The 21,394-nt window shown below is 66.6% G+C and carries 21 protein-coding genes; 10 read left to right on the top strand and 11 right to left on the bottom strand.

Annotated elements, in window-relative coordinates; translation table 11 throughout:
• Positions 1 to 69 precede the first annotated feature (69 nt).
• On the bottom strand, positions 70 to 555 hold the full coding sequence (locus tag GJV26_RS01820; RefSeq protein WP_155707164.1) for a hypothetical protein: 486 nt from the start codon (positions 553 to 555) through the stop codon (positions 70 to 72).
• A 501-nt stretch (positions 556 to 1,056) separates the two neighbouring features.
• Positions 1,057 to 1,977, bottom strand: coding sequence for a helix-turn-helix domain-containing protein (locus GJV26_RS01815; protein WP_155707162.1), 921 nt, complete (start codon positions 1,975 to 1,977; stop codon positions 1,057 to 1,059).
• A 139-nt stretch (positions 1,978 to 2,116) separates the two neighbouring features.
• Here GJV26_RS01815 and GJV26_RS01810 point away from each other — a divergent pair, with 139 nt between their 5' ends.
• Positions 2,117 to 3,283 (top strand): 4-hydroxybenzoate 3-monooxygenase, encoded by a 1,167-nt coding sequence (locus tag GJV26_RS01810; RefSeq protein ID WP_155707160.1) that lies wholly within the window; start codon positions 2,117 to 2,119, stop codon positions 3,281 to 3,283.
• Positions 3,284 to 3,389: 106 nt separating this feature from the next.
• Here GJV26_RS01810 and GJV26_RS01805 read toward each other — a convergent pair whose 3' ends face one another.
• From GJV26_RS01805 to GJV26_RS01775, 7 genes are all read right to left on the bottom strand, one after another.
• Entirely contained in the window at positions 3,390 to 4,781 is a 1,392-nt protein-coding gene (locus GJV26_RS01805) for an MFS transporter (protein WP_155707158.1), read from the bottom strand.
• 135 nt (positions 4,782 to 4,916) lie between these two features.
• Positions 4,917 to 6,059, bottom strand: coding sequence for a porin (locus tag GJV26_RS01800; RefSeq protein ID WP_155707156.1), 1,143 nt, complete (start codon positions 6,057 to 6,059; stop codon positions 4,917 to 4,919).
• A gap of 35 nt (positions 6,060 to 6,094) precedes the next feature.
• Positions 6,095 to 7,351: a multidrug effflux MFS transporter gene (locus GJV26_RS01795; protein ID WP_155707154.1), complete on the bottom strand. Its 1,257-nt coding sequence runs from the start codon at positions 7,349 to 7,351 to the stop codon at positions 6,095 to 6,097.
• Positions 7,348 to 7,830, bottom strand: a complete 483-nt coding sequence (aroQ, locus tag GJV26_RS01790) for a type II 3-dehydroquinate dehydratase (protein WP_155707152.1) — start codon at positions 7,828 to 7,830, stop codon at positions 7,348 to 7,350. Before aroQ ends, GJV26_RS01795 begins: the two co-directional genes overlap by 4 nt.
• A gap of 25 nt (positions 7,831 to 7,855) precedes the next feature.
• Positions 7,856 to 8,743, bottom strand: a complete 888-nt coding sequence (locus GJV26_RS01785) for a sugar phosphate isomerase/epimerase family protein (protein WP_155707150.1) — start codon at positions 8,741 to 8,743, stop codon at positions 7,856 to 7,858.
• Positions 8,740 to 9,585 carry a shikimate dehydrogenase family protein gene (locus GJV26_RS01780; RefSeq protein ID WP_155707147.1) on the bottom strand — a complete coding sequence of 282 codons (846 nt, stop codon included), beginning with the start codon at positions 9,583 to 9,585 and terminating at the stop codon, positions 8,740 to 8,742. The genes GJV26_RS01785 and GJV26_RS01780 overlap by 4 nt, the downstream gene beginning before the upstream one ends.
• Positions 9,578 to 10,504, bottom strand: coding sequence for a 4-hydroxyphenylpyruvate dioxygenase (locus tag GJV26_RS01775; protein WP_155707145.1), 927 nt, complete (start codon positions 10,502 to 10,504; stop codon positions 9,578 to 9,580). The genes GJV26_RS01780 and GJV26_RS01775 overlap by 8 nt, the downstream gene beginning before the upstream one ends.
• Positions 10,505 to 10,636: 132 nt before the next feature.
• Between GJV26_RS01775 and GJV26_RS01770 the strand changes: the two genes are divergently transcribed.
• The 5 genes from GJV26_RS01770 to GJV26_RS01750 all read left to right on the top strand — a co-directional run bounded on the left by GJV26_RS01770 (position 10,637) and on the right by GJV26_RS01750 (position 14,293).
• Positions 10,637 to 11,419 carry an IclR family transcriptional regulator domain-containing protein gene (locus GJV26_RS01770; protein ID WP_155707143.1) on the top strand — a complete coding sequence of 261 codons (783 nt, stop codon included), beginning with the start codon at positions 10,637 to 10,639 and terminating at the stop codon, positions 11,417 to 11,419.
• Positions 11,420 to 11,498: 79 nt separating this feature from the next.
• Positions 11,499 to 11,711, top strand: a complete 213-nt coding sequence (locus GJV26_RS01765) for a DUF2905 domain-containing protein (RefSeq protein ID WP_155707141.1) — start codon at positions 11,499 to 11,501, stop codon at positions 11,709 to 11,711.
• Between the two features lie 141 nt (positions 11,712 to 11,852).
• A complete protein-coding gene (locus GJV26_RS01760; protein ID WP_155707139.1) occupies positions 11,853 to 12,428 on the top strand; it encodes a hypothetical protein in 576 nt (191 codons plus the stop codon).
• A 112-nt stretch (positions 12,429 to 12,540) separates the two neighbouring features.
• Positions 12,541 to 13,725, top strand: a complete 1,185-nt coding sequence (locus GJV26_RS01755) for a zinc-dependent alcohol dehydrogenase (protein WP_155707137.1) — start codon at positions 12,541 to 12,543, stop codon at positions 13,723 to 13,725.
• A 10-nt stretch (positions 13,726 to 13,735) separates the two neighbouring features.
• Positions 13,736 to 14,293, top strand: a complete 558-nt coding sequence (locus GJV26_RS01750; protein WP_229419140.1) for a hypothetical protein — start codon at positions 13,736 to 13,738, stop codon at positions 14,291 to 14,293.
• A gap of 48 nt (positions 14,294 to 14,341) precedes the next feature.
• Here the strand turns inward: GJV26_RS01750 and GJV26_RS01745 are convergent, their stop codons facing one another.
• The gene (locus GJV26_RS01745; protein WP_155707135.1) at positions 14,342 to 14,758 is read right to left on the bottom strand and encodes an NUDIX hydrolase; all 417 of its coding nucleotides are present in this window, start codon (positions 14,756 to 14,758) and stop codon (positions 14,342 to 14,344) included.
• Positions 14,759 to 15,009: 251 nt separating this feature from the next.
• Here GJV26_RS01745 and GJV26_RS01740 point away from each other — a divergent pair, with 251 nt between their 5' ends.
• The 3 genes from GJV26_RS01740 to GJV26_RS01730 are packed head-to-tail and all read left to right on the top strand — an operon-like array spanning position 15,010 to position 19,378.
• Positions 15,010 to 16,260 carry a porin gene (locus tag GJV26_RS01740; protein ID WP_229419139.1) on the top strand — a complete coding sequence of 417 codons (1,251 nt, stop codon included), beginning with the start codon at positions 15,010 to 15,012 and terminating at the stop codon, positions 16,258 to 16,260.
• An 11-nt stretch (positions 16,261 to 16,271) separates the two neighbouring features.
• Positions 16,272 to 16,703, top strand: coding sequence for a type 2 periplasmic-binding domain-containing protein (locus GJV26_RS01735; protein WP_155707133.1), 432 nt, complete (start codon positions 16,272 to 16,274; stop codon positions 16,701 to 16,703).
• The gene (locus tag GJV26_RS01730) at positions 16,703 to 19,378 is read left to right on the top strand and encodes a bifunctional diguanylate cyclase/phosphodiesterase (protein ID WP_155707131.1); all 2,676 of its coding nucleotides are present in this window, start codon (positions 16,703 to 16,705) and stop codon (positions 19,376 to 19,378) included. The genes GJV26_RS01735 and GJV26_RS01730 overlap by 1 nt, the downstream gene beginning before the upstream one ends.
• Positions 19,379 to 19,411: 33 nt before the next feature.
• Here GJV26_RS01730 and GJV26_RS01725 read toward each other — a convergent pair whose 3' ends face one another.
• The gene (locus GJV26_RS01725) at positions 19,412 to 19,885 is read right to left on the bottom strand and encodes a hypothetical protein (RefSeq protein ID WP_155707129.1); all 474 of its coding nucleotides are present in this window, start codon (positions 19,883 to 19,885) and stop codon (positions 19,412 to 19,414) included.
• Between the two features lie 361 nt (positions 19,886 to 20,246).
• Here GJV26_RS01725 and GJV26_RS01720 point away from each other — a divergent pair, with 361 nt between their 5' ends.
• Entirely contained in the window at positions 20,247 to 21,392 is a 1,146-nt protein-coding gene (locus GJV26_RS01720; RefSeq protein ID WP_155707127.1) for a pyridoxal phosphate-dependent aminotransferase, read from the top strand.
• Positions 21,393 to 21,394: the final 2 nt, after the last annotated feature.

The raw sequence follows: 21,394 nt of genomic DNA, 5'->3' as shown, positions 1-21,394 counted from the left end.
CAACATGCCACCGGACGCGTCGCACTTCGGACATTAACGTCTTGTAATGGCGGACTTTTACCTACGAAATTACATGCCTTCCCACAATGTACTTGATTGACTCAGGTATACCAAAAGCCGCATGGATTTTTCATTTTTTGCGTGCGTATTTTCTACAACGAATCGCATGGCTTCCGGTCCAAGTTTCCTCACGACCTTGCAGTAGTCCTCAGTCTCGCGAGGGCAGAACGGAAGATTCAGAAGATCCGATGTTTTTTTAGTAAATCCGGCTCTTTCCATCGGAGACATCAGATCGATATGTTGTCTCAATGCGCGCGCAATTCCGCTTTTTATGAGCTTTCCGAAGGGAAGGTGCGGGTCTCTCGCGATTATTTGATACCCAACTCTTGCTGCGTCTCTGTCGCCTTTCTTGATATACCGCGCGATGTTATCGCATGTGTCAGATATGCGGATTCCAGGATGGTCAATTCTTGGTTTCAGTGCGTACCATCCTAGGTCCACCTCAAGGAACTTCTCCAAATTTTCCAGGGTGTCAATGCGTTCCATTGCTTTCACGCCTCAGGCTCCGCTCGTGGGTATGTTTTGGCCGCTTCTGGCCTATCCTGTCGGAAAAGTCGCCCGACAAATGTTCAAGCGAATCTTTTTCACGTCGACGCTCCAACCGATCCATAATCAGGCCATGATGAGCATTCTGAAAAGCCGAGTTATCGATCTTTCATTGCCAGTGAGAACTGCTCCTGTGTTTTTCAACACAATAGACCGATTGCGGCCGCTCGGTTGAGCGTAACAGATCGCCGAGCTGGAAAAGTCGTGAACTGTCACCAATGGCCGATCGGTGCCACGCCAGATCGCTGATTAAAGTTCTCTGACTGCGCCTTGAGGCAAAAGATATTTATTGGCCGCACTGATTTGGCTGTCGCGTTGAACCTGTAGGTGATCCTGCCATGCGTCTGCCCCAGCCGAGAGTGGCCAGTCGCAATGGCTCAGCGTACGCCATTTGCTTTCATATCAGATGTTCTGAAGTACGCTCTTCGACGATGCGCCTTGCCCTGTGGCCTAAATCGGCGGCGCCGGCGCAACGAACAATTCAGGGTTCGTCGCCGTGCCGCTGCGCGACTGCTCCCGGTACTGCTTCGGTGTAAGCCCGATGCGCTTGCGGAACAGCCGGCTGAAATAGGCGGGGTCCTGGAAGCCCAGTTCGTAGCCGATCGTCGCGATCGACGTGGGCACGTAAGTCAGCTTGCGGCAGGCTTCCAGCATCAGCCGGTCCTGCGCCATTTCAAAGGCGGATTTGCCGGCCAGCTTCATGCACAGGCGGTTCAGGCGCACCGGCGTGACGTGCAGCTCGTCCGCGTAGCGGCCCACCAGCCACTGCTGGCGGAAATGTTCTTCGACGAGCGCGCGAAAGCGGCTGAACAGTTCGAATTCCACGTGACCCGACTGGTCGGCCAGGCGCCGTTCGGTTTCCAGCCGCACCAGCAGCAGCAGCACGCTGCGCGCCAGCCACTCGACCATCAGCGCCTGCCCGTAGCGGGGGCCGAACGCTTCCTGCATCAGCTGGTGCAGCAGCGCGGCCAGGCGATCCTGCACGACGGGATTCTCGTGCAGCCGCATGGCCTGCGGGCGCAGGAACAGCGGCGCGAACAGGTCGACCGACAGCACCACGTTCTGGTCCATCGTCAGCACGTAGCCCTGGGCTTCCTCGGAAAAATCGAAGGCGTGCACCACGCTGGGGTGGATCGTGATGACGGTCGGGCCGTCGCATTCCCACAGCATGGTCTCGACCTGTGCGCTGACGTGGCCGGCCATCAGGAACAGCACCTGGAACAGCCCACGGTGCGTGTGCGGGCCAATGTGCCAGTCGTGCAAGCGGCTGCGCGTTTCGATCAGCTCGATGTGCACGAACTCGGCGTTGTCGATCGGCGTATTGTCGCCATACAGGGCGAACTGGGGAATCTCGTTGGGCAGCGTTTTCATCACGTCCTGGACATCGGCTTTGCAAAATAGTACAAGTATTTTCGCGCTTCATCCATTTTTTTATTGTGACCGCAGCATTACGATCCGTCTACCGCATCAACTTAGTACCATTCCAATTAATACCAGACGGAGACTTATCATGCGTACCCAGGCAGCCATCATCGGCGCCGGCCCCGCGGGCCTGCTGCTGTCCCACCTCCTGCACCTGCAGGGCATCGAATCCATCGTGATCGAGAGCCGCAGCCGCGAGGACATCGAATCGACGATCCGCGCCGGCGTGCTCGAGCAGGGCACGATGGACATCCTGAACGACACCGGCGTGGGCGAACGGATGCGCGAACTCGGCGCGCTCCACCACGGCATCGAACTGGCGTTCGGCGGCCGCCGCCACCGCATCGACCTGACGGACCTGACGGGCAAGGCGATCACGGTCTACCCGCAGCACGAAGTGATCAAGGACCTGGTCGCCGCACGCCTGGCGGCGCAGGGCCAGATCCTGTTCGAGGTATCGGACGTGGCCATCGACGGCATCGATGGCACCGCGCCGTCGGTCACGTTCACCCATGGCGGAGAACGCGGCCGCATCGATGCCGACTTCGTCATCGGCTGCGACGGCTTCCATGGCGTGTCGAGGAAGACGTTGCCCGAAGCGTCGCGCACTGAATTCCAGCGCACCTATCCGTTCGGCTGGTTCGGCATCCTCGTCGAATCGGCACCGTCGTCGGAAGAGCTGATCTATGCGCAGCATGAACGGGGTTTCGCGCTGATCAGCACGCGTACCCCCGAAGTGCAGCGGCTGTACTTCCAGTGCGACCCGACTGACCACGTGGACAACTGGTCCGACGACCGTATCTGGGCGGAACTGCATGCCCGCGTGGAAACGAACGACGGCTGGCGGGTCAACGAAGGCCGTATCTTCCAGAAGGGCATCATCGGCATGCGCAGCTTCGTCTGCACGACGATGCGGCACGGCCGCCTGTTCCTGGCCGGCGATGCGTCGCACATCGTGCCGCCGACCGGCGCGAAGGGCATGAACCTGGCAGTGTCCGACGTGAAATTCCTGGCCGAGGGGCTGGACAGTTTCTATAAGCAGGGCAGCACCGGGCTGCTGGACGGCTACAGCGAACGTGCGCTCAAGCGCATCTGGCGCGCCGAATACTTCTCGTGGTGGATGACGCGCATGCTGCACACGTTCGCCGAAGCCACGCCGTTCGAGCGTGAGATGCAGCGGGCGGAGCTGGAGAACGTGGTCGGTTCGCGCGCGCTGGCGCAGGCACTGGCGGAGAACTACGTCGGCGCGTTCTGAAGCGGGAGGATTCGCGCGCAACTTGCGCGCGGTTTGTGTTTCATCAAAAAATGTCCTGGGGCCAGGCCCCAGGACATCGTCTGCGCGATATCAAATCGTAGGAGCGTCAGGTTCCGACGCCATGCGCCGTGCCTGCCTCCTGCCGGCCCTTGACGGGTGCGGCGCTGGCCTTGCGCAGCCGCTGGTACTCTTCCCTCGGCATCGGCACCGCATCCGGGTTGCCCAGGTCTTCCATCCTGATCCGGTAGGTTTCGCGCGCCGACATGCAGGCCAGCGCGGCGATCACGGTCACGCCGAACGTGATCGCGCCGACCTTCAGCGGGATGTCGTTGGCGCCTGGCGGCGCCACGAAGGCGAAGACCGCCGGCAGCATCGCCGTCACCAGCGTGCCCAGGTTCTGCGAGATGGCCATCGCCGAGACGCGGGTGCGGGTCGGGAACAGCTCCGGGTAGAAGCTGGGGAACACCGCGTTGTAGCCCTGGTAGACGACGCCCCACATCAGCAGCGACATCGCGATCGCCAGCGGCACGTTGTGGATGCTGATCGCGTACAGGTAGCCGAACGACAGCAGGCCAGAGAGCAGGGCGCCGGCGATGATCGGCGGCTTGCGGCCGAACTTGTCGGCGAGGGTGCCGACGACCGGAATCACCAGCACGGCCAGGCAGTTGCCCAGCACGGGAATCCACAGGTAGACATCCTTCGAGAAGCCGATGCCGTAGCCGGCCTGCACCGCGTACGCGGCGCCGAAGATCGACGTCACCACGGGGATCACGTTCATGAACGACATGCACACCACGCGCAGCATGTCGCGCCAGCTTTCCGTGACGGCTTCCACCATCGGCGCCTTGGCGCGCTTGTTTTCCTGCGCAAACGCCGGCGTCTCGTGCACGTTGCGGCGGATCAGGTAGCCGGCGAGGATCACCACGGCGCTGAGCAGGAACGGAATGCGCCAGCCCCACGAATTGAACTGCGCCTCGGGCATGAAGTGGGCCAGCGGCAGGAACACCGCCGCGGCAAGGATCTGCCCGGCCTGCACGCCCTGCAGCGTGAAGCTGGCAAAGAAGCCGCGGCGGCCGAACGGCGCGTGTTCCAGGATCATCGAGCTGGCGCCGGAAATCTCGCCCGCCACGGCGAAGCCCTGCACCAGGCGCAGCAGCACCAGCAGCGCCGGCGCCAGCACGCCCACCTGTTCATACGTGGGCAGCAGGCCCACGGCCATCGTCGAGATCCCCATCAGGAACATGCACATCAGCAGCACGTACTTGCGTCCCCGCGTGTCGCCCCAGTGGCCCAGCATGAACGCGCCGATCGGGCGCGCGATGTAGCCGACGCCGTACGTGGCCAGCGACGCGACGATGGCCGTCTTCGGGTCGGTCGACGGGAAAAAGATTTGCGGAAACACGAGCGTGGCCGCGGTGGCGTAGATGAAGAAGTCGTAGTACTCCAGCACGGACCCGATCCATCCGCTCCACGTGGCTTTTCTGGCTTGCGATTTCATGGCTGCCCCCGATCGTTGGTATTTCTTGCCGGGATATTTCTGATATTCATTGCAGTCGACATATCTTCCTCCAGGTATTAGTGTGCGCCCTCGGGCGCGATCTGAAAATGCGTTCTCTTCGCGGAACTGGTGCTTCTAGAATTTGTGCAGCACTCCCAGCTGCAGGCCGGTCAGCCGCCGGCCGTTGACGTCGTCGCCGGCCAGGTTGGCGGATGGCCCGGCCGAACTGCTGAAGCGGAAGCCGGCTGCCGGGTCGTTCTTCAGCCAGGCGGCGAAGGCGAACAGCGACGTGCGCCGCGACAGGTCGTAGAAGCCCCCGACGCTGGCGCCGCGCGCGCCGGCGTTGCCGCCCGACGTGTCGCGGATCGCGCCATACAGGGCGCCCACGCGCAGCCGCGCATCGACGCGGTAGTCGGCCGACACCTGCCAGATGTTGTAGTAGCGTGCCGCGTTCAGGTCGGTGCCGGCGAAGTGGTTGTTCGGGATCGACACATTGCTGAGGATGGTGGCGGCGTTGTTGCCGTTGGCGCTGGCCGTCGAGTTATTGCTGCGCACGAAGGCCGCGTACAGCGTGCCCCGGCCGTAGCGGTAGTTGGCGTACACGTTGTGATAGCGCACCTTCTCGTGCACCGTGGCGGTGGCATCGTTCGGGCTGGCCTGCAGGCCCACGTAGCCGAACCGGAACGGCGCGCGCGTGTAGTCGAGCGCCAGCTGCACCAGCGGATCGTTGCCCCGCGCGGGTTGTTGCCCGACTCCGCCGCCGTTCTCGGGCAACGCGTAATGCAGCGTCAGTTCCACGCCGCCGATGCGCGGCGTGCGGTACGAAAAGTCGTTGTCGTACCGGGACGGAATGCCGAACGTATTGATGACGGAACCGAAGGTGGTCCGGTCGGTGTAGTCGATGGCGCCGCCGATCATGAAGATCTCGGTGTTCTGGCGGCCCGCGCGGAACTCGCCGGCCTTCGTGGCGAGGCCGATCCAGGCCTGGCGGTCGAACAGCCGGCTGCTGTCGGCGCCGGTGCCGGTATCGGCGTTGAGGCCCAGTTCCAGGTTGTACTTGAGCAGCAGGCCGTCGCCCAAGTCTTCGCTGCCGCGCACGCCGAGGCGGCTGCGCAGGATCGCGCCGTCGTTCAGTCCCGTGACGTGGGCGCCGCTGCTGCTGCGCACGTGGCCGATGTATTCGTCGAAATTGCCGTACAGCGTAACGCCGGCCGATTGCGCTCCCGCCAGGGCAGGGAAGGCGACAGTGGCCCATGCGAAGAGGTTTTTCGCGTTCATGTTGTCTCCGTTATGTAATATTGTTCTGGATTGTTCTAATTGCCCGCGGAGCGGAGTACCGGCCCGCCGCGATACGCGAACGGCACGAACACCAGCGCGACCGCGGCCAGCAGGGCGGTAATGCAGCCCATCGCCCCCACCAGCGTGTCCGACGCGGATGCGCCGCTGGCCGTGGCCAGCTGGCCGCTGACGAAACCGGTCGCCGTCAGCACGAAGCCGGAAAGGGCGGCCGCGCGGCCCGCCTGGGCCGGGAACGGCGCCACCGCGCCGGCCTGGCCGCAGGGGTTATGGAAACCATGCCCCAGCATGTACACGCACTGCGGCACGGCCAGTGCCCACACGGTATGCACGCCGCCGTGCCACAGCAGCACCTGGCCGGCGCCGCCGAGCAGCGACAGGCAGGCGCCCAGCCGCACCACGCGCGGCACGCTCCAGTGCCGCAGCAGCCGGCCGCACAGCACGGTGCCGAGCAGGAACGCCAGCGAGCACAGTGCCGGCAACGCGCCATACGCCAGGCGCGACATGCCGAACTCGCCGATGAACACGAACGGCGACAGGATCAGGAAGCACAGCGCCCCGGAAAAAGAGAGGCCCGCCAGCAGCGCGCATGCCACGAACTGCGGGTTCGACAGGAAGGTCCGCCAGCCGGCGCGGCTTGTCGCCGTGGGCCGGGTCCAGGTCTCGCGGTAGCCGGCGTACACGGCCACCCAGGCCAGCACGCCGAAACCCGCCACCATGCCGAGCGTGGCCTGCCAGCCCAGGTACTGGGCGGCGAGGCCGCCGGCCAGCGGGCAGGCCACGCCGATGGCGCTCTGGCCCGTCAGGCTCCTGGCCATGATGCGCATGCCGGCCGGCCCCGCGTGCCGGTCGCGGATGATGGCGCGCGCCGCGATCACCGAGGCCGCCGTGGCGATGCCCTGCACGGCCCGCGCCGCCAGCAGCTGCGGGAGCGATCCGGCCAGCGCCCCGGCACCCGCGGACAGCACGTACAGCGCCAGCCCCCATAGCAGCACCCGGCGCCGGCCGTGGTGATCGACCAGCGGCCCTGCGGCCAGTTGCGCGACGCCGAACGCGAGGATGAACACCGTCAGCGTGGCCTGCACATGTCCCGCCGCGGCGCCCAGGCCCGAGGCGATATGCGGCAGGGCCGGCAGGTACAGGTCGGTGGCGACCGGTTGCGCCGCCAGCAGCAGCGTCAGCAAGACCGCCTGCGGCACGGCCGGTTGGGGCCCGGGCGACCCTGGACCGGCCGGGTGCCGGTCGACGGGCAGCGGCGCTTGCGGCATGGTCATGCGGTCCGTTGTCCGGCAGGGGCCGATTTTGCCAGGACCGAACCCGCCAGGGCCTGGATCGCCAGCGCATAGCCGCGCACCCCGAGGCCGGCGATCACGCCTTCGGCGGCCGGCGCGATGAACGAATGGTGCCGGAACGGCTCGCGCGCATGCACGTTGGAGATGTGCAGTTCGATCACGCGCACCGAGGCGCCCTTGATCGCGTCGTGCAGTGCCACCGATGTATGCGTGTAGGCCCCGGCGTTGAGCACCACGCCGGCCAGCGTGCCGGCCGCCTGCGCGGCGCCCGCTTCGTGCAGCGCGTCGAGCAGCACGCCTTCGTGGTTCGACTGCCGGAAGTCGAGCGCGTAGCCTTCGCGCGCGCAGGCTTCGGCGCACAGCCTTTCCACGTCGCCCAGCGTGTGGGCGCCGTAGATGCCCGGTTCGCGGCGGCCCAGCAGGTTCAGGTTCGGGCCGTTCAGCACCATGATCGTCTTCATCCCATGTCCTTCGCTGCCGCGGCCATCAGGCCATCGCCGCGTGATGCGGCGTGGCGCGCAGCACCGGCAGGCTGCGGCGCAATACCTGGTCCGTCACCCACTTCGCGCCGGCCAGGGCGCGCCGGGCCACGAAGGTCTGGGGCAGCTGCACGTAATCGTCGTTGAAGACTTCGAAGCTGAAGTCGCCCCGGTAGCCGGCGCGGTCGAGGCGGCGCAGCATGTCCGACAGCTCCTTCGAATGCGCGCCTTCGCCGGGGAACACGCGCAGGTGGCGTGCCGTCTCCAGCCGTTCCTCGGCGTTGCGCAGGTCGCGCCACATGTAGTCGGACAGCTGCACCAGCGCGATCTTGTCGCTGGGGATTTCCTCCAGCCCGTCGAGGTCGGCGTCATTGGCCAGCATGTGATACGAGTCGAGGATCACGCCGAGGTTGGCGTGGTCGGCCAGCGCGACCGCCTCCCACGACTGCGTGTAGCCGTTGACATGCCGCCCCCACGACAATGCCTCGTAGCCGATCCGCACGCCCAGCGGCACCGCCAGGGTGGCCAGCCTGGCCAGGTCGCGGGCGATGTGCGCCATGTCGCCGCTGGCGTGCTTCGATGTGCTGGAGCACACCATCAACAGCGGCGCGCCCACCGCGCGGGCCACCAGCAGCATCTGTTTCGCGATATCGAGCTTGTACTCGTGCAGCGCGCCGGACAGCCCTTCGTAGTCGCGCATCACCTGGATGCCCGTCACGCGCACGCCGCTGCCCTTCACCAGCGCCACCGCGGCTTCCAGGCCGCCGGGGTAGGTGGCCAGGTCGCGTGCCCACAACATGATCTGCGTGAAGCCGCCGGCGCGCGAAGCGGCCAGTTTCGATTCGAGCGATCCGCCCAGCGTGATCGTGTCCATGCCGAAGTTCGACAGATTCATAATGCCCCCAGTGCGCGGAACTCGTCCGCCGATATGCCGTGCCAGCCGAACAGTTCCAGGTACAGCGGCGACTGTTCGATCATCATTTCCTTGCCTTTCTGGATGCGGCAGCCCAGTTCCTGCGCCGTGCGCAGCAGCCGCGTCATCTCGATCTTCATGCCGCAATCGGCGACGATGGCCGATGGCGCGATGCCCGTGAGGTCGACCGGCAGCGGATCGTCCGCATGCATGCCGAGCGGCGTGCAGTTGACCACCACGTCGTGGCCAGCCGCGTGCGGCGTGCCGACCGAGACTTCGACAGCGGGAAATGCCCGCTGCAGGCGCTCGCGCAGGGCATCGGCCTGTTCCGCGCGGGTGTCGCAGACGGCCAGGCGGGCGATGCCGCGCGTGGCCAGTGCCTCGGCCACCGCGCAGCCCACGCCGCCGCTGCCGACCACCAGCGCGCCAGCGTCGCGCCACGGGAACGGCGTGTCGCCGCAGGTGCGGTCGAAGGCGCGGATGAAGCCTTCGCCGTCGATCAGGTCGCCCATGATGCGGCCGTCCTTGCCCTTGTAGATCGCGTTGCAGGCACCGGCCAGCAGGGCGCGCGGGCTCGCTTCGTCGACGGCGGTCACGCTCATCGGCTTGTGCGGGATCGACACGAAGATGCCGCCCACGTTTTCCATCGCCATCAGCATGCGCACCGCGGCCGTGTAGTGTTCGGGCGGCACCTTCAGCGGGATCACGCGCGCATCGATGTCGTGGCGCGCGAAGAACGCGTTGAACAGCGTGGGCGCCTTGACCTGTTCGACCGGCCAGCCGATCACCGGGAAAATGCGCGTGGTGCCGGAAATCTCACTCATCGATGCCTCCGTTCCTGTTCTTTTCGAGGTCGCTGGCCACCAGTTCGAAACTGACCCCGCCCTTGTAGAGCTGGGTGAGGGCGCCGCGCTGCGACGGTTCGCGATCGAGGAAGACGATGCCGCGCTCCTTCAGCGCGCGCACCGCGTCGCCGACATCCGGCGTGCCCAGGCCCACGCGGATCATCTGTTCTTCCCATTGCAGGCCGCCGGCGCCTTCCGGCGGCTCGACCAGCTGGATGTAGAAGCGCTGGCACGGGCTTTCCAGCAGCGTGCCCTTCGGCACCACGCCGAACCAGCGGCCCTCGGCCAGCGGCTGGAACCCCAGCATCTGCCGGTAGAAATCCGTCCATTCCGGCGCGCGGCCGGCGCCGATTGCCTGCACCACGCCAAAGAAGTGCAGGCCGGCGATCGCCGGCGGCTGGGTCGACAGGCCCGCGGGAACGTTCGGAATCGGCTTGAAGTCCACGTCGTAGATCGAGAAATCGCCGAAACGGTCGACGAAATACAGGATGGAATCGCCGGCGCAGTGCACGCCGGGGATGTTCAGTTCCATCACGCCGGCACGGGTGGGGATCGGCCAGGCGCCCATGTCGACGGCGCGCCGGTAGGCCGCGTCGGCATCGCGCACGCGCAGGGCGATGGCGCCGATCACGGTAGCCTGCGGCTCGGTGTCGAGCAGCGGCAGCGTGCGCGGATCGGCGTTGACGATCACGTTCATGCCGCCCTGGCGGTACAGCGTGACCTCGCGCGAGCGATGGCGGGCAACGGCGGCAAAGCCCATCGATTCGAGCAGCGTGCCGAGCGCCTGCGGCTGGGTGGTGGCGTATTCGATGAATTCGATGCCGTCGATCCCGAGCGGATTGCCGGGCAGGCAAGCCGCCTGGCGGGCGGGGTCGGCGGACAGTTGGGACTGGCTCATGGCATTCCTTGGTGTGAAACGATGGTCCGAGTATAGGAAGGCACCGTGAGCAAAAAAACACCGCCAAACCGCCAAAAATGCGACAATCGCTCATAGTGCGCGATTAGCGCACAAAACATCCTTTTTTTGACCATGAAAAAGCCGGCACTGACCGATATCGCCGTCGCTCCGCGCGACATCATCGAAGGGCTGGTCACCGGCATCGCCGTGATCACCGCGTTCAACGACGAAACCGCCCGGCTGACACCGAGCCTGCTTGCGGAACGCATCGGCATCAGCCGCAGCGCGGCGCGCCGCTACCTGCTCACGCTCGTGCACACGGGCATGGCGGCCACCGACGGCCGCCAGTTCTGGCTGACGCCGAAGGTGCTGACGCTGGGCCATTCCTACCTGGACTCGGCCCGGCTGCCGCGCGCCATCGTGCCGTACCTGCAGCACCTGACGGCGCAGTTGCAGGAATCCACCAACTACTCGGTGCTCGACGGCGACGACGTGGTGTATGTCAGCCGTGTCAATGCGCCGCGCCACCTGACTCCGGGTTTCGAGCCCGGCACGCGGCTGCCCGCCTACACGTCGACGGCGGGCCGGGTGCTGCTGGCCGGCCTGCCGGAAAGCGAACTGGCCGCGTACCTGGCGCGCGTCGAACTGGTGCCCTACACGCACATGACGGTGCTCGACAAGGAGGTGCTGCGGCGCGAACTGGACGTCATCCGCGAGCAGGGCTTCGGCGTGACGGAAAACCAGTACGAGGTGGGCCTGCGCGGCATCTCGGTGCCGCTGAAGAACCGTCATGGCAGGCCGATCGGCGCGCTGTCCGTGTCGATGATGATCTCGAGCGTGTCGCGTGCCGAAGCGACCGCCCGCTGCGTTCCCGCGCTGCAGGCCAGCGCCAACACGCTGATGCTGTGGGTGTAGCGAACGCATGGCGGGCGGGCGCCGGTGGGGGCGGCGCCGCGCTACACTGCGCTTTTCCACCGGCCATGCGATAAATGCCATGCGACAGCTCTTGATCGTTCTCGGCGCCGTCCTGCTGGCGGCCGGCCTCGCCTGGCCCTGGCTGCGCAGGCTGCCGCTGGGCCGCCTGCCCGGGGACGTACACGTCGTCCGTGAAGGGTTCAGCTTCCACTTTCCGATCGTCACCTGCATCGTCGTGTCGATCGCATCGTTGTATCCACCATCGCTGCTGATCTGGTGGTTCAGGCGGTAAAAGCGGTAAAACCTGGAAATATTTTCATTTTGCTTGGGGCAGTTCCGACTGCCGCACGGCGCGTTCTCCTACGTCATCCCCCTGCCGTCGATGCCAGAATTTCAATTCGCCGTATGCACCGGTAAGCACAAGGAGAATTTCATGAAAACGAAACTCACGGTACTTCTCGCAGCAATGCTCGTCAGCGCAGGTGTGGCAGCGCAATCGACCTCGACCGGCTCGCACGCCGCGGGCGCGGACAAGCAGACGTCGACGGACAAGAAACACAAGTCCACCAAGTCCACGCAGCGCAGCACCGGCAGCCAGGACACCACCACGTCCGGCGCCAGCGGCACGGCAGGCTCGAGCTCGACTGAAATGAACGCCACCAGCGGATCGGGCGCGTCCGGCACGAGCGCCGCCGGCAGCACCGGCGGCACCGATTCGTGGCGCGGCGCCAGCGGCACGAGCGGCATGAACAGCACGCCACCTTCGGCGACTTCCGGCGCCAGCGGTTCGGCCACGTCGGGCTCGTCGGAAAGCGGCACCTCCGGCAGTTCGGCCACGTCGGGCACTTCGGGCAGCGGCACGACCGGCGCTACCGGTTCGCCGGGCAGTTCCGACACGTCCGGCACCGGCATGACCCGCTCGGGCGCCGGCAAGACCGGTACCGGCACCACCGGCACGACAGGAACGGGCACCACCGGCACCACCACGCCGCCGCTGCCGACCCGCTGACCGTGACGTCGCGAAGCCGCCCCCAGGCGGCTTTTTTGCGCTCATTTGCGCAAGTCGCAGGTCATTGTAGCGCGATCGCAATTCCTCGTAATCAACCGCAACAGGAGATACCATGCTGGCGATGAATTACCGCGGACCCTTCCGCGTCCGTGCCGACCACAAACCCGATCCCGTCATCGAACACCCCGGCGACGCCATCATCCGCGTGACCCGGTCCTGCATCTGCGGGTCCGACCTGCACCTGTATCACGGCCTGGTGCCCGATACCCGCGTCGGCACCACCTTCGGCCACGAATTCGTCGGCATCGTCGAGGAAGTGGGTTCGCAGGTGAAGAAGCTGAAGGTGGGCGACCACGTGCTGGTACCGTTCAACGTGTTTTGCGGTTCCTGCTTCTTTTGCCAGAAGGAGCTGTACGGCAATTGCCACAACACCAACGCGCAGGCGTCGGCCGTGGGCGGCATCTACGGCTATTCGCATACCGCGGGCGGCTACGACGGCGGGCAGGCCGAGTTCGTGCGGGTGCCGATGGCCGACATCGGCCCGACGGTCATTCCGCCGGACCTGGACGAGGACGACGCCGTGCTGCTGACGGATGCGCTGCCGACCGGCTACCAGGCCGCCGAAATGGGCGACATCTCCGAAGGCGATACCGTTGTCGTGTTCGGTGCCGGCCCGGTGGGCATCTTTGCCGCCAAGTCGGCATGGCTGCTGGGGGCGGGGCGCGTGATCGTCGTCGACCATGTGGAATACCGGCTCGACTTCGTGCGGCGCTATGCGCAGTGCGAGGTGGTCAACTTCCGCGAAGTCGACGACATGGCGCTGCACATCAAGAAGATGACCGACTGGCTGGGCGCGGACGTGTGCATCGACGCGGTCGGCTGCGAGGCGGCCGGCAGCGCGGCGCAGACGATCACCGGCGTCTATACGATGATGCAGGCCGGCTCGGCCACCGCGCTGCACTGGTGCATCAACTCGGTGCGCAAGGGCGGCAACGTGTCGATCGTGGGGGTGTATGGCCCTACCTTCAACGCGATTCCGATCGGCAATGCGCTGAACAAGGGCCTCACGCTGCGGATGAACCAGGCCAGCGTGAAGCGCCACCTGCCGCGGCTCATCGAGCATATCCAGGCCGGACGGATCGATCCGAAGCAGATCATCACGCACCGCGTGCCGCTGGAAGAAGTGTCGGACGCCTACCACATCTTCTCGTCCAAGCTGGACAACTGCATCAAGACGGTGCTGATTCCGCCATCGGCGAACCAGGTGCGCGCCGTCACGTCCACCGCCAAGAATTGAGGAGACCATCATGGCCCACGAATCCGACAACAAGCATGAGCATGACGGCAACCACGACCATGGCAGCGACCTGGCCGTGTTCCAGCACGGCCGCCCGCCGGTGGACCGCTCGTCGATCCAGGGCTGGGGCGCCGACCTGGACCACAAGAACCGTCCCGCTTACCCGATGGAGCGCACGCCGCCCCGCATCGACGCGCCGCTGACGCAGCCCGAACAGCAGCCGCGCAACGTGGAGGTGCTGGTGTCGCTCGAGCGGCCGCACATCACGCCGCTGTTCGGCAGCCCGAATCCGCCGCGCGGCGTATCGGGCATGGTACGGCGCGCCGCGTTCAAGGAAACCGAGAACGATATCCGGCACTGGCTGCTGCTGATGCTGGCCGACCGCATCGACGTGGTCGAAGGCCTGGTCGATGACCTGGCGCGCGGCCACGTGCCCAATATCCTCGGCGAAATGGGCATCAAGGCCGAGTGGCAGCACAACAAGAAGGGGCTGGCGCAGAAGGTGGCCATCGGCGCGGCGGTGGCCGGCGTCGCCTGGTATTTCCTGTCGCGCCGCGACAGGGACTGACCGGGCCCCCGGCCGTCGTTCGCGGCGGCAGTGCGCCCGCCGCGGCCTTCACCAGTCCAGCGCCAGCAGGCGCTGGGCCATCCGGGGCCAGCACAGCGTGCGTACCTCGTCGCGGCTGGCCCAGCGGAATGCGTCGGTCTCGGGCGTCGGCACGCCCGTTACATGATGCGGAAAGAAGCTGGTGCAGACCAGGTGGTCGAGCGTGCACAGGTCGTCGCCGGCGGCAACGCGGAACAGGTGCAGCCGCTTGTCGCGGCGATAATCGAATGCGCCCAGGTCGGTGAAACGGCCGGCGTCGATCTCGAGCCCCGCCTCCTCGAACAGTTCGCGCCGCGCCGCCTGCAGCGGCGTCTCGCCGGCGTCCCGCAATCCCTTCGGGATGTCCCAATGCTTCGTGCCGGTCACGTGGCACAGCAGCAGCCGGCCCGCCGCGTCGACGATCAAGGTGCCGCAAGAAATATCCAATTGCCATCCAATCCATGGGTAAAAGCCTATTTTACTGTTGCAAAAGCCCGTTGCATTGAAGATTTGGGCTAGTTCCTCTAGGAAACTTGTCGACAGGCATCAAGACTCTGTACTAAAGTAATACCTTCGCGCGGTCCCCCATCCTCGTACCGCCATCCGGCCAGTTCACGCCGAAGCAGCCAGCCGTGATTCGCCGTCCCGTTGAACCCATTGCCGCCAACCGGCACCAACCGCACATGGTCCAGGAAAACATGTCATCGATGCTCCATGCACCGCGCCGCCGCGGCGTCCTTCCCGCTGCCGCGCTGGCGGCCGCCCTCGCATGCGCGCACGGCGGCGCCCATGCGCAGGCCAAGTGGACGTTCGGCGGCTTCGGCACCCTCGCGGCGGTGCATTCGGCCGAGGACCAGGCCGACTACTCCGCCAGCCCGATTTCGACCGGCCGGGCCGGGTACGGCAAGGCATGGGCGTTCGACGTGGACAGCCGGATCGGCGCGCAGCTTGGCGTGCAGTTCGACAAGCGCTGGTCGGCCATCGTCCAGGTGGTGCAGGAAAAAGGCCTGGACTCGTACGGGCCCTCGCTGAACTGGGCCAATGTGAAATTCCAGGTCACGCCGGAATTGTCCGTGCGGGCGGGGCGCATCGCCTTGCCGCTTTTCCTGGCGGCCGATTACCGCAAGGCCAGCTACGCGTTGCCGTGGCTGCGCACGCCGGTCGAGCTGTACAGCCTGATGCCGATCTCGAACAGCGACGGCATCGATGCGAGCTACCGCTGGCACGCGGCCGGTTTCAAGCATGAAACCCAGATATCGATCGGCAGGGCATCGGTGCGCCTGAGCGCGGAGGCGAGGGGCAAGACCAAGAATGTCATCGGCCTCACGCACAATGCCACCGCCGGCGCGCTGACCATGCGCGCCACCCTGGCCCGTTCGATGCTGGAGATCGAGGGCGCGGAGCCATTCTTCGATGCCTTCCGCAGCTTCGGACCGCCAGGCCAGGCCCTGGCCGACCGCTATGACATCGCCAAGCGCAACGTGCGCGTGTTCGGCGCCGGCTTCAGCTACGACCCGGGCAACTGGTTCCTGATGGGCGAGGTCGGCCGCATCGACACGCGTTCGATGCTGGGCGACCAGACCGCGGCCTACCTTTCGGCCGGCTACCGAACCGGCAACCTGGCGCCGTATCTCACCTATGCACGCGTCGATGCGAACATGGCCAACCGGGTGGCGGGCTTGCCGGTCGCCGGCCTGCCGCCGCAGGCCGCCGCCATGGCGATGTTCCTGAACGACGAGCTGAATCACCGGCTGCGCCGGATCGGCATCCAGGATACCGTCAGCGCCGGCGTACGCTGGGATTTCGCCCCGAACTATGCGTTCAAGCTGCAGCTCGACCGGGTCACGCCACGCGGCGGCTCGGAAGGCACGCTCATCAACGTGCAGCCGGGCTTCCGTTCCGGCCGTGCGTTCGGCGTGGTCAGCGCCGGCGTGGATTTCGTGTTCTGAACGGGGCCCAGATGACGAAACGAACACTCCGCCATGCGCTGGCGCTGGCTTTCGCCCTGGCGGCCGGCAGTGCGCATGCCGCCGACCTGGTGGTCATCGTCTCGGCCCGCGCGCCGGTGACGGCGCTGCGTGCCGACCAGGTCGCCGATATCTTCCTCTCCGAAGTGAACCGCTTCCCGGACGGCAGCGAGGCCATCGCGGTCGACCAGAACATCGGCTCGTCGCAGCGCGACGAATTCTACGACAGGGTGGCGCACCGCTCGCCCGCGTTGATGAAGGCCTACTGGACCAAGATGATCTTTACCGGCCGCGCCCAGCCGCCGCGCGAGGTGGCCGGCAGCGCCGCCGTGCGCAAGCTGGTGGCCGAGAATCCCGGCATGATCGGCTACATCGAACGCTCGGCGCTCGACCCGACCGTGCGCCCGGTGCTGATGGTGCGCTGATGGGCGCCCGGTTGCGCGCCAGTTCGCACTCCACCTTGCGCTCCGAGCCGCGCGGCATGCGCTGGCTGCGGCTCGGCCTCGAGACCTATGTTTCGCTGCCGCTGTTCATGCTGCTGCTGCTGGGCGTGATCTGGGCCGCCACGTTCCACTTCATCGGCAACGAGCGGACCGCCGCTCAAACGGCGGCGCGCGACTCCGTGATGGAGCTGCTCGATACGTACGAGGCGCAGGTGGCGCGCAACCTGAACGGCATCGACCAGACGCTGAAGCTGATCAAGTACGCGGCCGAGCGCAAGGGCGCCGGCGCCGCGCTGCCGGAACTGGCGCAGGAAGGCCTGCTGCCGCCCGGCGTGGTGTTCGCCGTCAGCATCGCCGATGCGTCCGGCCGCGTGATCGCCAGCAGCCCGGCGGCGCCCGGGCAGTCGGTGGCCGGCGAGCGCTATTTCGAATTCCACCGCCAGCGCGACACCGGCCAGCCGTTCGTGACGGAGACCGCGCGCGACGCGGCACGCCCGGACTGGCATATCCACTTCACGCGCCGCCTGAACGGACCGGACGGGCTGTTCGCCGGCGCGGTGATCGTCGAAGTGGATCCGGCATATTTCACCATCGGCTACGAGCGCTCGCGCCAGGGGGACCTGGGGCTGCTTGCCATCGCCGGCACCGACGGCGTGATGCGTTCGGTGCGGATCGGCGAGCGCACGTCCTGGGGCCAGCACGTCGACCTGGCGGCCTGGGAACGGCCGTCCGCGCAGCCGTGGATGTCCACGCTGGACGGCGTGCCGCGCCACACCGCCATGCGCACATTGCGCACGTATGGCCTGGTCGCCATGGTCGGGCTGGCCGAAGCCGAGCAGATGGCGTCCTTCGAGGCGGGCCGCCGTACCCACCTGTGGGAAGCCGGCGTCGCCTCGGCCGTGCTGCTGCTGATCATCGCGCTCGTGTGGGCCTGGTCATGGCAGGGCGCGAAGGCGCGCCGCCGCATCCGCCGCGCGCAGGAGACGTATGCCGCCGCGTCGGAAGCGAACCTCGATGCGTTCTTCGTGCTGCGTGCAGTATGGAACAAGCAGAAACGGATCACCGATTTCCGCATCGTCTCGGTCAATACGCGCGCCGAACAGATCACCGGGCGAACCAAGGAACAGATGCGCAACAATACATTGCTGCAGTGGCTGCCGCGCGCGCGCGAGGTGGGCATGTTCGACGGCCTGTGCCGCATCACGGTGGCCGGCGGCGTGTACCAGGAAGAGTGGCACAACGACATGCCGGAATTCGACGCCGAGTGGATGCACTGGCAGGTCGTGGGCGTCGAAGGCGGCGTGGTGGCGATCCTGCGCGATATCACCGAGCACAAGCGCGACGAGGCCCGCATCGTGCACATGGCGCACCACGATGCATTGACGGGGCTGCCGAACCGCAGCCTGATCGGCGACCGGCTGGACCAGTCGATCCGGCATGCCGCGCGCGAAGACCAGCACGTGATGGTGGCCTTCGTGGACCTGGACGGTTTCAAGCTCGTCAACGACACGCTGGGCCACACGGCCGGCGACGAACTGCTGAAGACGATCGCCTGCCGGATGAGCGAGTGCGTGCGCAAGAGCGACACCGTGGGGCGCTTCGGCGGCGACGAGTTCGTGCTGGTGCTGCCGCAGGCGCTTGCCGGCGATGCCGACCGCGCGGCGCTGCTGGACAAGATCCTGGCGGCGGTGGTGCGGCCGGTGATGCTCGACGGGCAGGAAGTGCAGATCAGCTGCTCGATCGGCGCGGCGGTCTACCCGGCCGACGGCCGCGACCGCGACACGCTGATGATGAACGCGGATGCGGCGATGTACCGCGCCAAGGAGCTGGGCAAGAACAACTGCCAGTTCTATGCCCACGAGATGAATGCGTCGCTGGAGGAAAAGCTGGCGCTGATGGAAGGGCTGCGCCGCGCGGTCGATGAAAGCCAGCTGCGCCTGCTGTACCAGCCGAAGGTGGACCTGGTCACCGGCCGCGTGTTCGGCGTCGAGGCACTGGTGCGCTGGCAGCACCCGGAGCGCGGCATGGTGCGCCCCGACCAGTTCATTCCGCTGGCCGAGGAGAGCGGCATGATCGTGGCGATCGGCGAATGGGTGCTGCGCGAGGCGTGCCGGCAGGCGCGCAGCTGGCAGGATGCGGGCCTGCCGCCGATCAGCATGTCGGTCAACGTGTCGCCGCGCCAGTTCGACGACCGGCGCCTGGTGGGCCGGGTGGCCGCCGCGCTGGCCGAGGCAGGACTCGATGCCCGATGGCTCGAGCTGGAAGTGACGGAAAGCCTGATCATGCGCGACGTGCAGCAGGCCGTCGACAAGATGCGCGAACTCGAGACGATGGGGATCGCGCTGTCGATCGACGATTTCGGTACCGGCTATTCGAGCCTGGCGGCGTTGAAGTCGTTCCCGATCAGCCGCCTGAAGATCGACAAGTCGTTCGTGCGCGACCTGGCGCACAGCACGGACGACCAGGCGATCGCGCGCGCGATCATCTCGCTGTCGCACCAGCTGCAGATGCGCGTGATCGCCGAGGGCGTGGAAACGGAGCAGCAGCGCGAGTTCCTTGCCCAGTACGGCTGCGACGAGATGCAGGGCTATCTTTTCAGCAAGCCCGTGCCGCCCGACGATATCGGCGCGATGCTGGCGCTGCGCATGCTCGCGTGAAGATGCAGGCAATGCAGCATGCGACGCCGTCGCCTACAGCAGCGGCCCGCCGGGACCGGCCGGCGCAGGCGGCTGGCCGGCCACGCAATCGGCCACGTACTGCGTGCGCCCGCCGCCGTCCACCACGCGCCCGGTGACCACGTGCACGCCCCGGGCAGCCATCTGCTCCTTCAGCTGCGCACTGCAGAAGCGGCGCTGCCAGTCAGCCTGCCGCGCCGCGTTGGCGGCGTCGTCCCGCACCGTGGCCGGTTGCGGGTCGGCCGTGGCGAACGTGACCCGGTAGCCCTGCCGCGGCCGCGCCAGAACTTCTTCCATGCCCACATACCGCATGCCTTTCACGTCCCGACCGAGGTTGCGGCCATATTGCGCGACAGCCTCCGCGGCCGGCTGCGCGGTATCGTCCGGCGCGGCCGGCGGCGCGGTCTCCGGCCCGAACAGCGCCCAGCCGGCCAGCGCCGCCAGCACAACCGCGGCAGCGGCGGCGGTGCCCGCGAGATATCGGTTCATCTGTCCTCCATGCGATGGCGGCATTTTAGCGGCACGGCGGTGCCCGCGCAAAGCACACGGCGACGGTCGTGGCCGGGCGCCCCGCGCGGCGGCAAACGCGCACGATACGAATGGGCGGTACAATAAAAAATTGCATCTTGGTAAAATATCCGGACTGCCAAAGCTGCCGTCAACTATAAGAAAGATAGCGATCATGGAGCAAACAGCGGAGCAATCAGCGCGGGACCAGTCGGTTCGGGCTGAGACACCACGGGACCAGTCGACCCCGGACCAGTCGACCCGGGGACGGCCGAACCATGGCCCATGCCGGCATGGGGTTTCGCGGCGCATCGCGGCAGCCTGCCCCCTGGCGACCACCGCCATGCATGAGAGGGTGGACCTGCTGAAGTCGCAGGGCAAGCGGGTGATCGACTTTTCGATCGCCATCTCGCACTTCCCGGCACCGGCCCAGGTGCGCGCGGCCGTGCGCACCGCGCTCAAGGAGCCGCTGTTGCCATACACGGCGGTGGGTGGCTTGCCGGACCTGCGAGGCAGGCTCGCCGCCAAGCTGCAAGCCGAGAACCGGATCGAAGCCGCGGCACGGCACGTGATCGTCACCAACGGCGCGAAGCAGGCGCTGTACCAGTCGCTGTTCGTGATGGCTGACCCGGGCGATACGGTGATCGTGCTGCGCCCGCACTGGCCCGCCTACGTGGCGACAGCCCAGTTGCTGGGCCTGAACATCGTGCTGGCCGACCAGCCGGACGTGATCGATGCCGCGTTCCTCGACGGCCTGCCACGCGCGCGGGTCCTGATCGTCAACAACCCGCACAACCCGACCGGCAAGGTGTACATGCCGGCGGAACTGGCATGCATCCGCGCCTGGCTGCGCAGCCGGGGCACGGCGTGCATCGTCGACGAGAGCTACGAAAAGCTGGTCTTCGACGGCGAGCACCACAGCCTGGCCGCCTGCCCGGACTGGGAAGCGCTGGGCATCGTCACGATCTTCTCGGCGTCGCAGGGTTACGCGATGATGGGCTGGCGCGCCGGCTTCGCCTGTGTGCCGCACGCATGGATGAAGGCGATGGAAGCGCTGCAGGGGCCCATCACGGCGGCGGTGCCGGCGCTGACCCAGGTCGCGGCCGGAGCGGCGTTCGCCATCGGCGCCGTGCCCGACCTGCTGGCCGATTACCGCGCGCGCCGCGACCTGGTGGTGGACATGTTCGCGCCGGTGCCGTGGATCGCGATGGCGGCGCCGGCCTCGGGGCCCTACCTGTGGGGCGACGTTTCGCGCCTCACGAATGATACCGCGGCATTTGCCGAAACCCTGATCGACGAGTACCGCGTGGCGATCATGCCGGGCGAGGCGCTGGGCTGCCCCGGCTTCATCCGCATCGGCTACATCGCCGACGACGAGGCCACGCTGCGGCGCGGCGTGGCGGCCGTCATCGCGCTGGGCAACCGGCTGGCGGGCGCGCGCGACACGGCACCGCCGGCACGGTGCCCGTCCGTCCGGGCAGCGGACTGAGG

The sequence above is a fragment of the Pseudoduganella dura genome (assembly GCF_009727155.1).
In the GTDB taxonomy this organism is placed as follows: Bacteria; Pseudomonadota; Gammaproteobacteria; order Burkholderiales; family Burkholderiaceae_D; genus Rugamonas; species Rugamonas dura.
This window is presented reverse-complemented; position numbering and strand designations above follow the sequence as displayed.

What these genes read in the sequence shown, in the direction of transcription:
- GJV26_RS01815 (WP_155707162.1), bottom strand. Translation starts at nt 1,977, where the DNA reads ATGAAAACGCTGCCCAACGAGATTCCCCAGTTCGCCCTGTATGGCGAC.
- GJV26_RS01810 (WP_155707160.1), top strand. Translation starts at nt 2,117, where the DNA reads ATGCGTACCCAGGCAGCCATCATCGGCGCCGGCCCCGCGGGCCTGCTG.
- GJV26_RS01805 (WP_155707158.1), bottom strand. Translation starts at nt 4,781, where the DNA reads ATGAAATCGCAAGCCAGAAAAGCCACGTGGAGCGGATGGATCGGGTCC.
- GJV26_RS01800 (WP_155707156.1), bottom strand. Translation starts at nt 6,059, where the DNA reads ATGAACGCGAAAAACCTCTTCGCATGGGCCACTGTCGCCTTCCCTGCC.
- GJV26_RS01795 (WP_155707154.1), bottom strand. Translation starts at nt 7,351, where the DNA reads ATGACCATGCCGCAAGCGCCGCTGCCCGTCGACCGGCACCCGGCCGGT.
- aroQ (WP_155707152.1), bottom strand. Translation starts at nt 7,830, where the DNA reads ATGAAGACGATCATGGTGCTGAACGGCCCGAACCTGAACCTGCTGGGC.
- GJV26_RS01785 (WP_155707150.1), bottom strand. Translation starts at nt 8,743, where the DNA reads ATGAATCTGTCGAACTTCGGCATGGACACGATCACGCTGGGCGGATCG.
- GJV26_RS01780 (WP_155707147.1), bottom strand. Translation starts at nt 9,585, where the DNA reads ATGAGTGAGATTTCCGGCACCACGCGCATTTTCCCGGTGATCGGCTGG.
- GJV26_RS01775 (WP_155707145.1), bottom strand. Translation starts at nt 10,504, where the DNA reads ATGAGCCAGTCCCAACTGTCCGCCGACCCCGCCCGCCAGGCGGCTTGC.
- GJV26_RS01770 (WP_155707143.1), top strand. Translation starts at nt 10,637, where the DNA reads ATGAAAAAGCCGGCACTGACCGATATCGCCGTCGCTCCGCGCGACATC.
- GJV26_RS01765 (WP_155707141.1), top strand. Translation starts at nt 11,499, where the DNA reads ATGCGACAGCTCTTGATCGTTCTCGGCGCCGTCCTGCTGGCGGCCGGC.
- GJV26_RS01760 (WP_155707139.1), top strand. Translation starts at nt 11,853, where the DNA reads ATGAAAACGAAACTCACGGTACTTCTCGCAGCAATGCTCGTCAGCGCA.
- GJV26_RS01755 (WP_155707137.1), top strand. Translation starts at nt 12,541, where the DNA reads ATGCTGGCGATGAATTACCGCGGACCCTTCCGCGTCCGTGCCGACCAC.
- GJV26_RS01750 (WP_229419140.1), top strand. Translation starts at nt 13,736, where the DNA reads ATGGCCCACGAATCCGACAACAAGCATGAGCATGACGGCAACCACGAC.
- GJV26_RS01740 (WP_229419139.1), top strand. Translation starts at nt 15,010, where the DNA reads ATGTCATCGATGCTCCATGCACCGCGCCGCCGCGGCGTCCTTCCCGCT.
- GJV26_RS01735 (WP_155707133.1), top strand. Translation starts at nt 16,272, where the DNA reads ATGACGAAACGAACACTCCGCCATGCGCTGGCGCTGGCTTTCGCCCTG.
- GJV26_RS01730 (WP_155707131.1), top strand. Translation starts at nt 16,703, where the DNA reads ATGGGCGCCCGGTTGCGCGCCAGTTCGCACTCCACCTTGCGCTCCGAG.
- GJV26_RS01725 (WP_155707129.1), bottom strand. Translation starts at nt 19,885, where the DNA reads ATGAACCGATATCTCGCGGGCACCGCCGCCGCTGCCGCGGTTGTGCTG.
- GJV26_RS01720 (WP_155707127.1), top strand. Translation starts at nt 20,247, where the DNA reads ATGCATGAGAGGGTGGACCTGCTGAAGTCGCAGGGCAAGCGGGTGATC.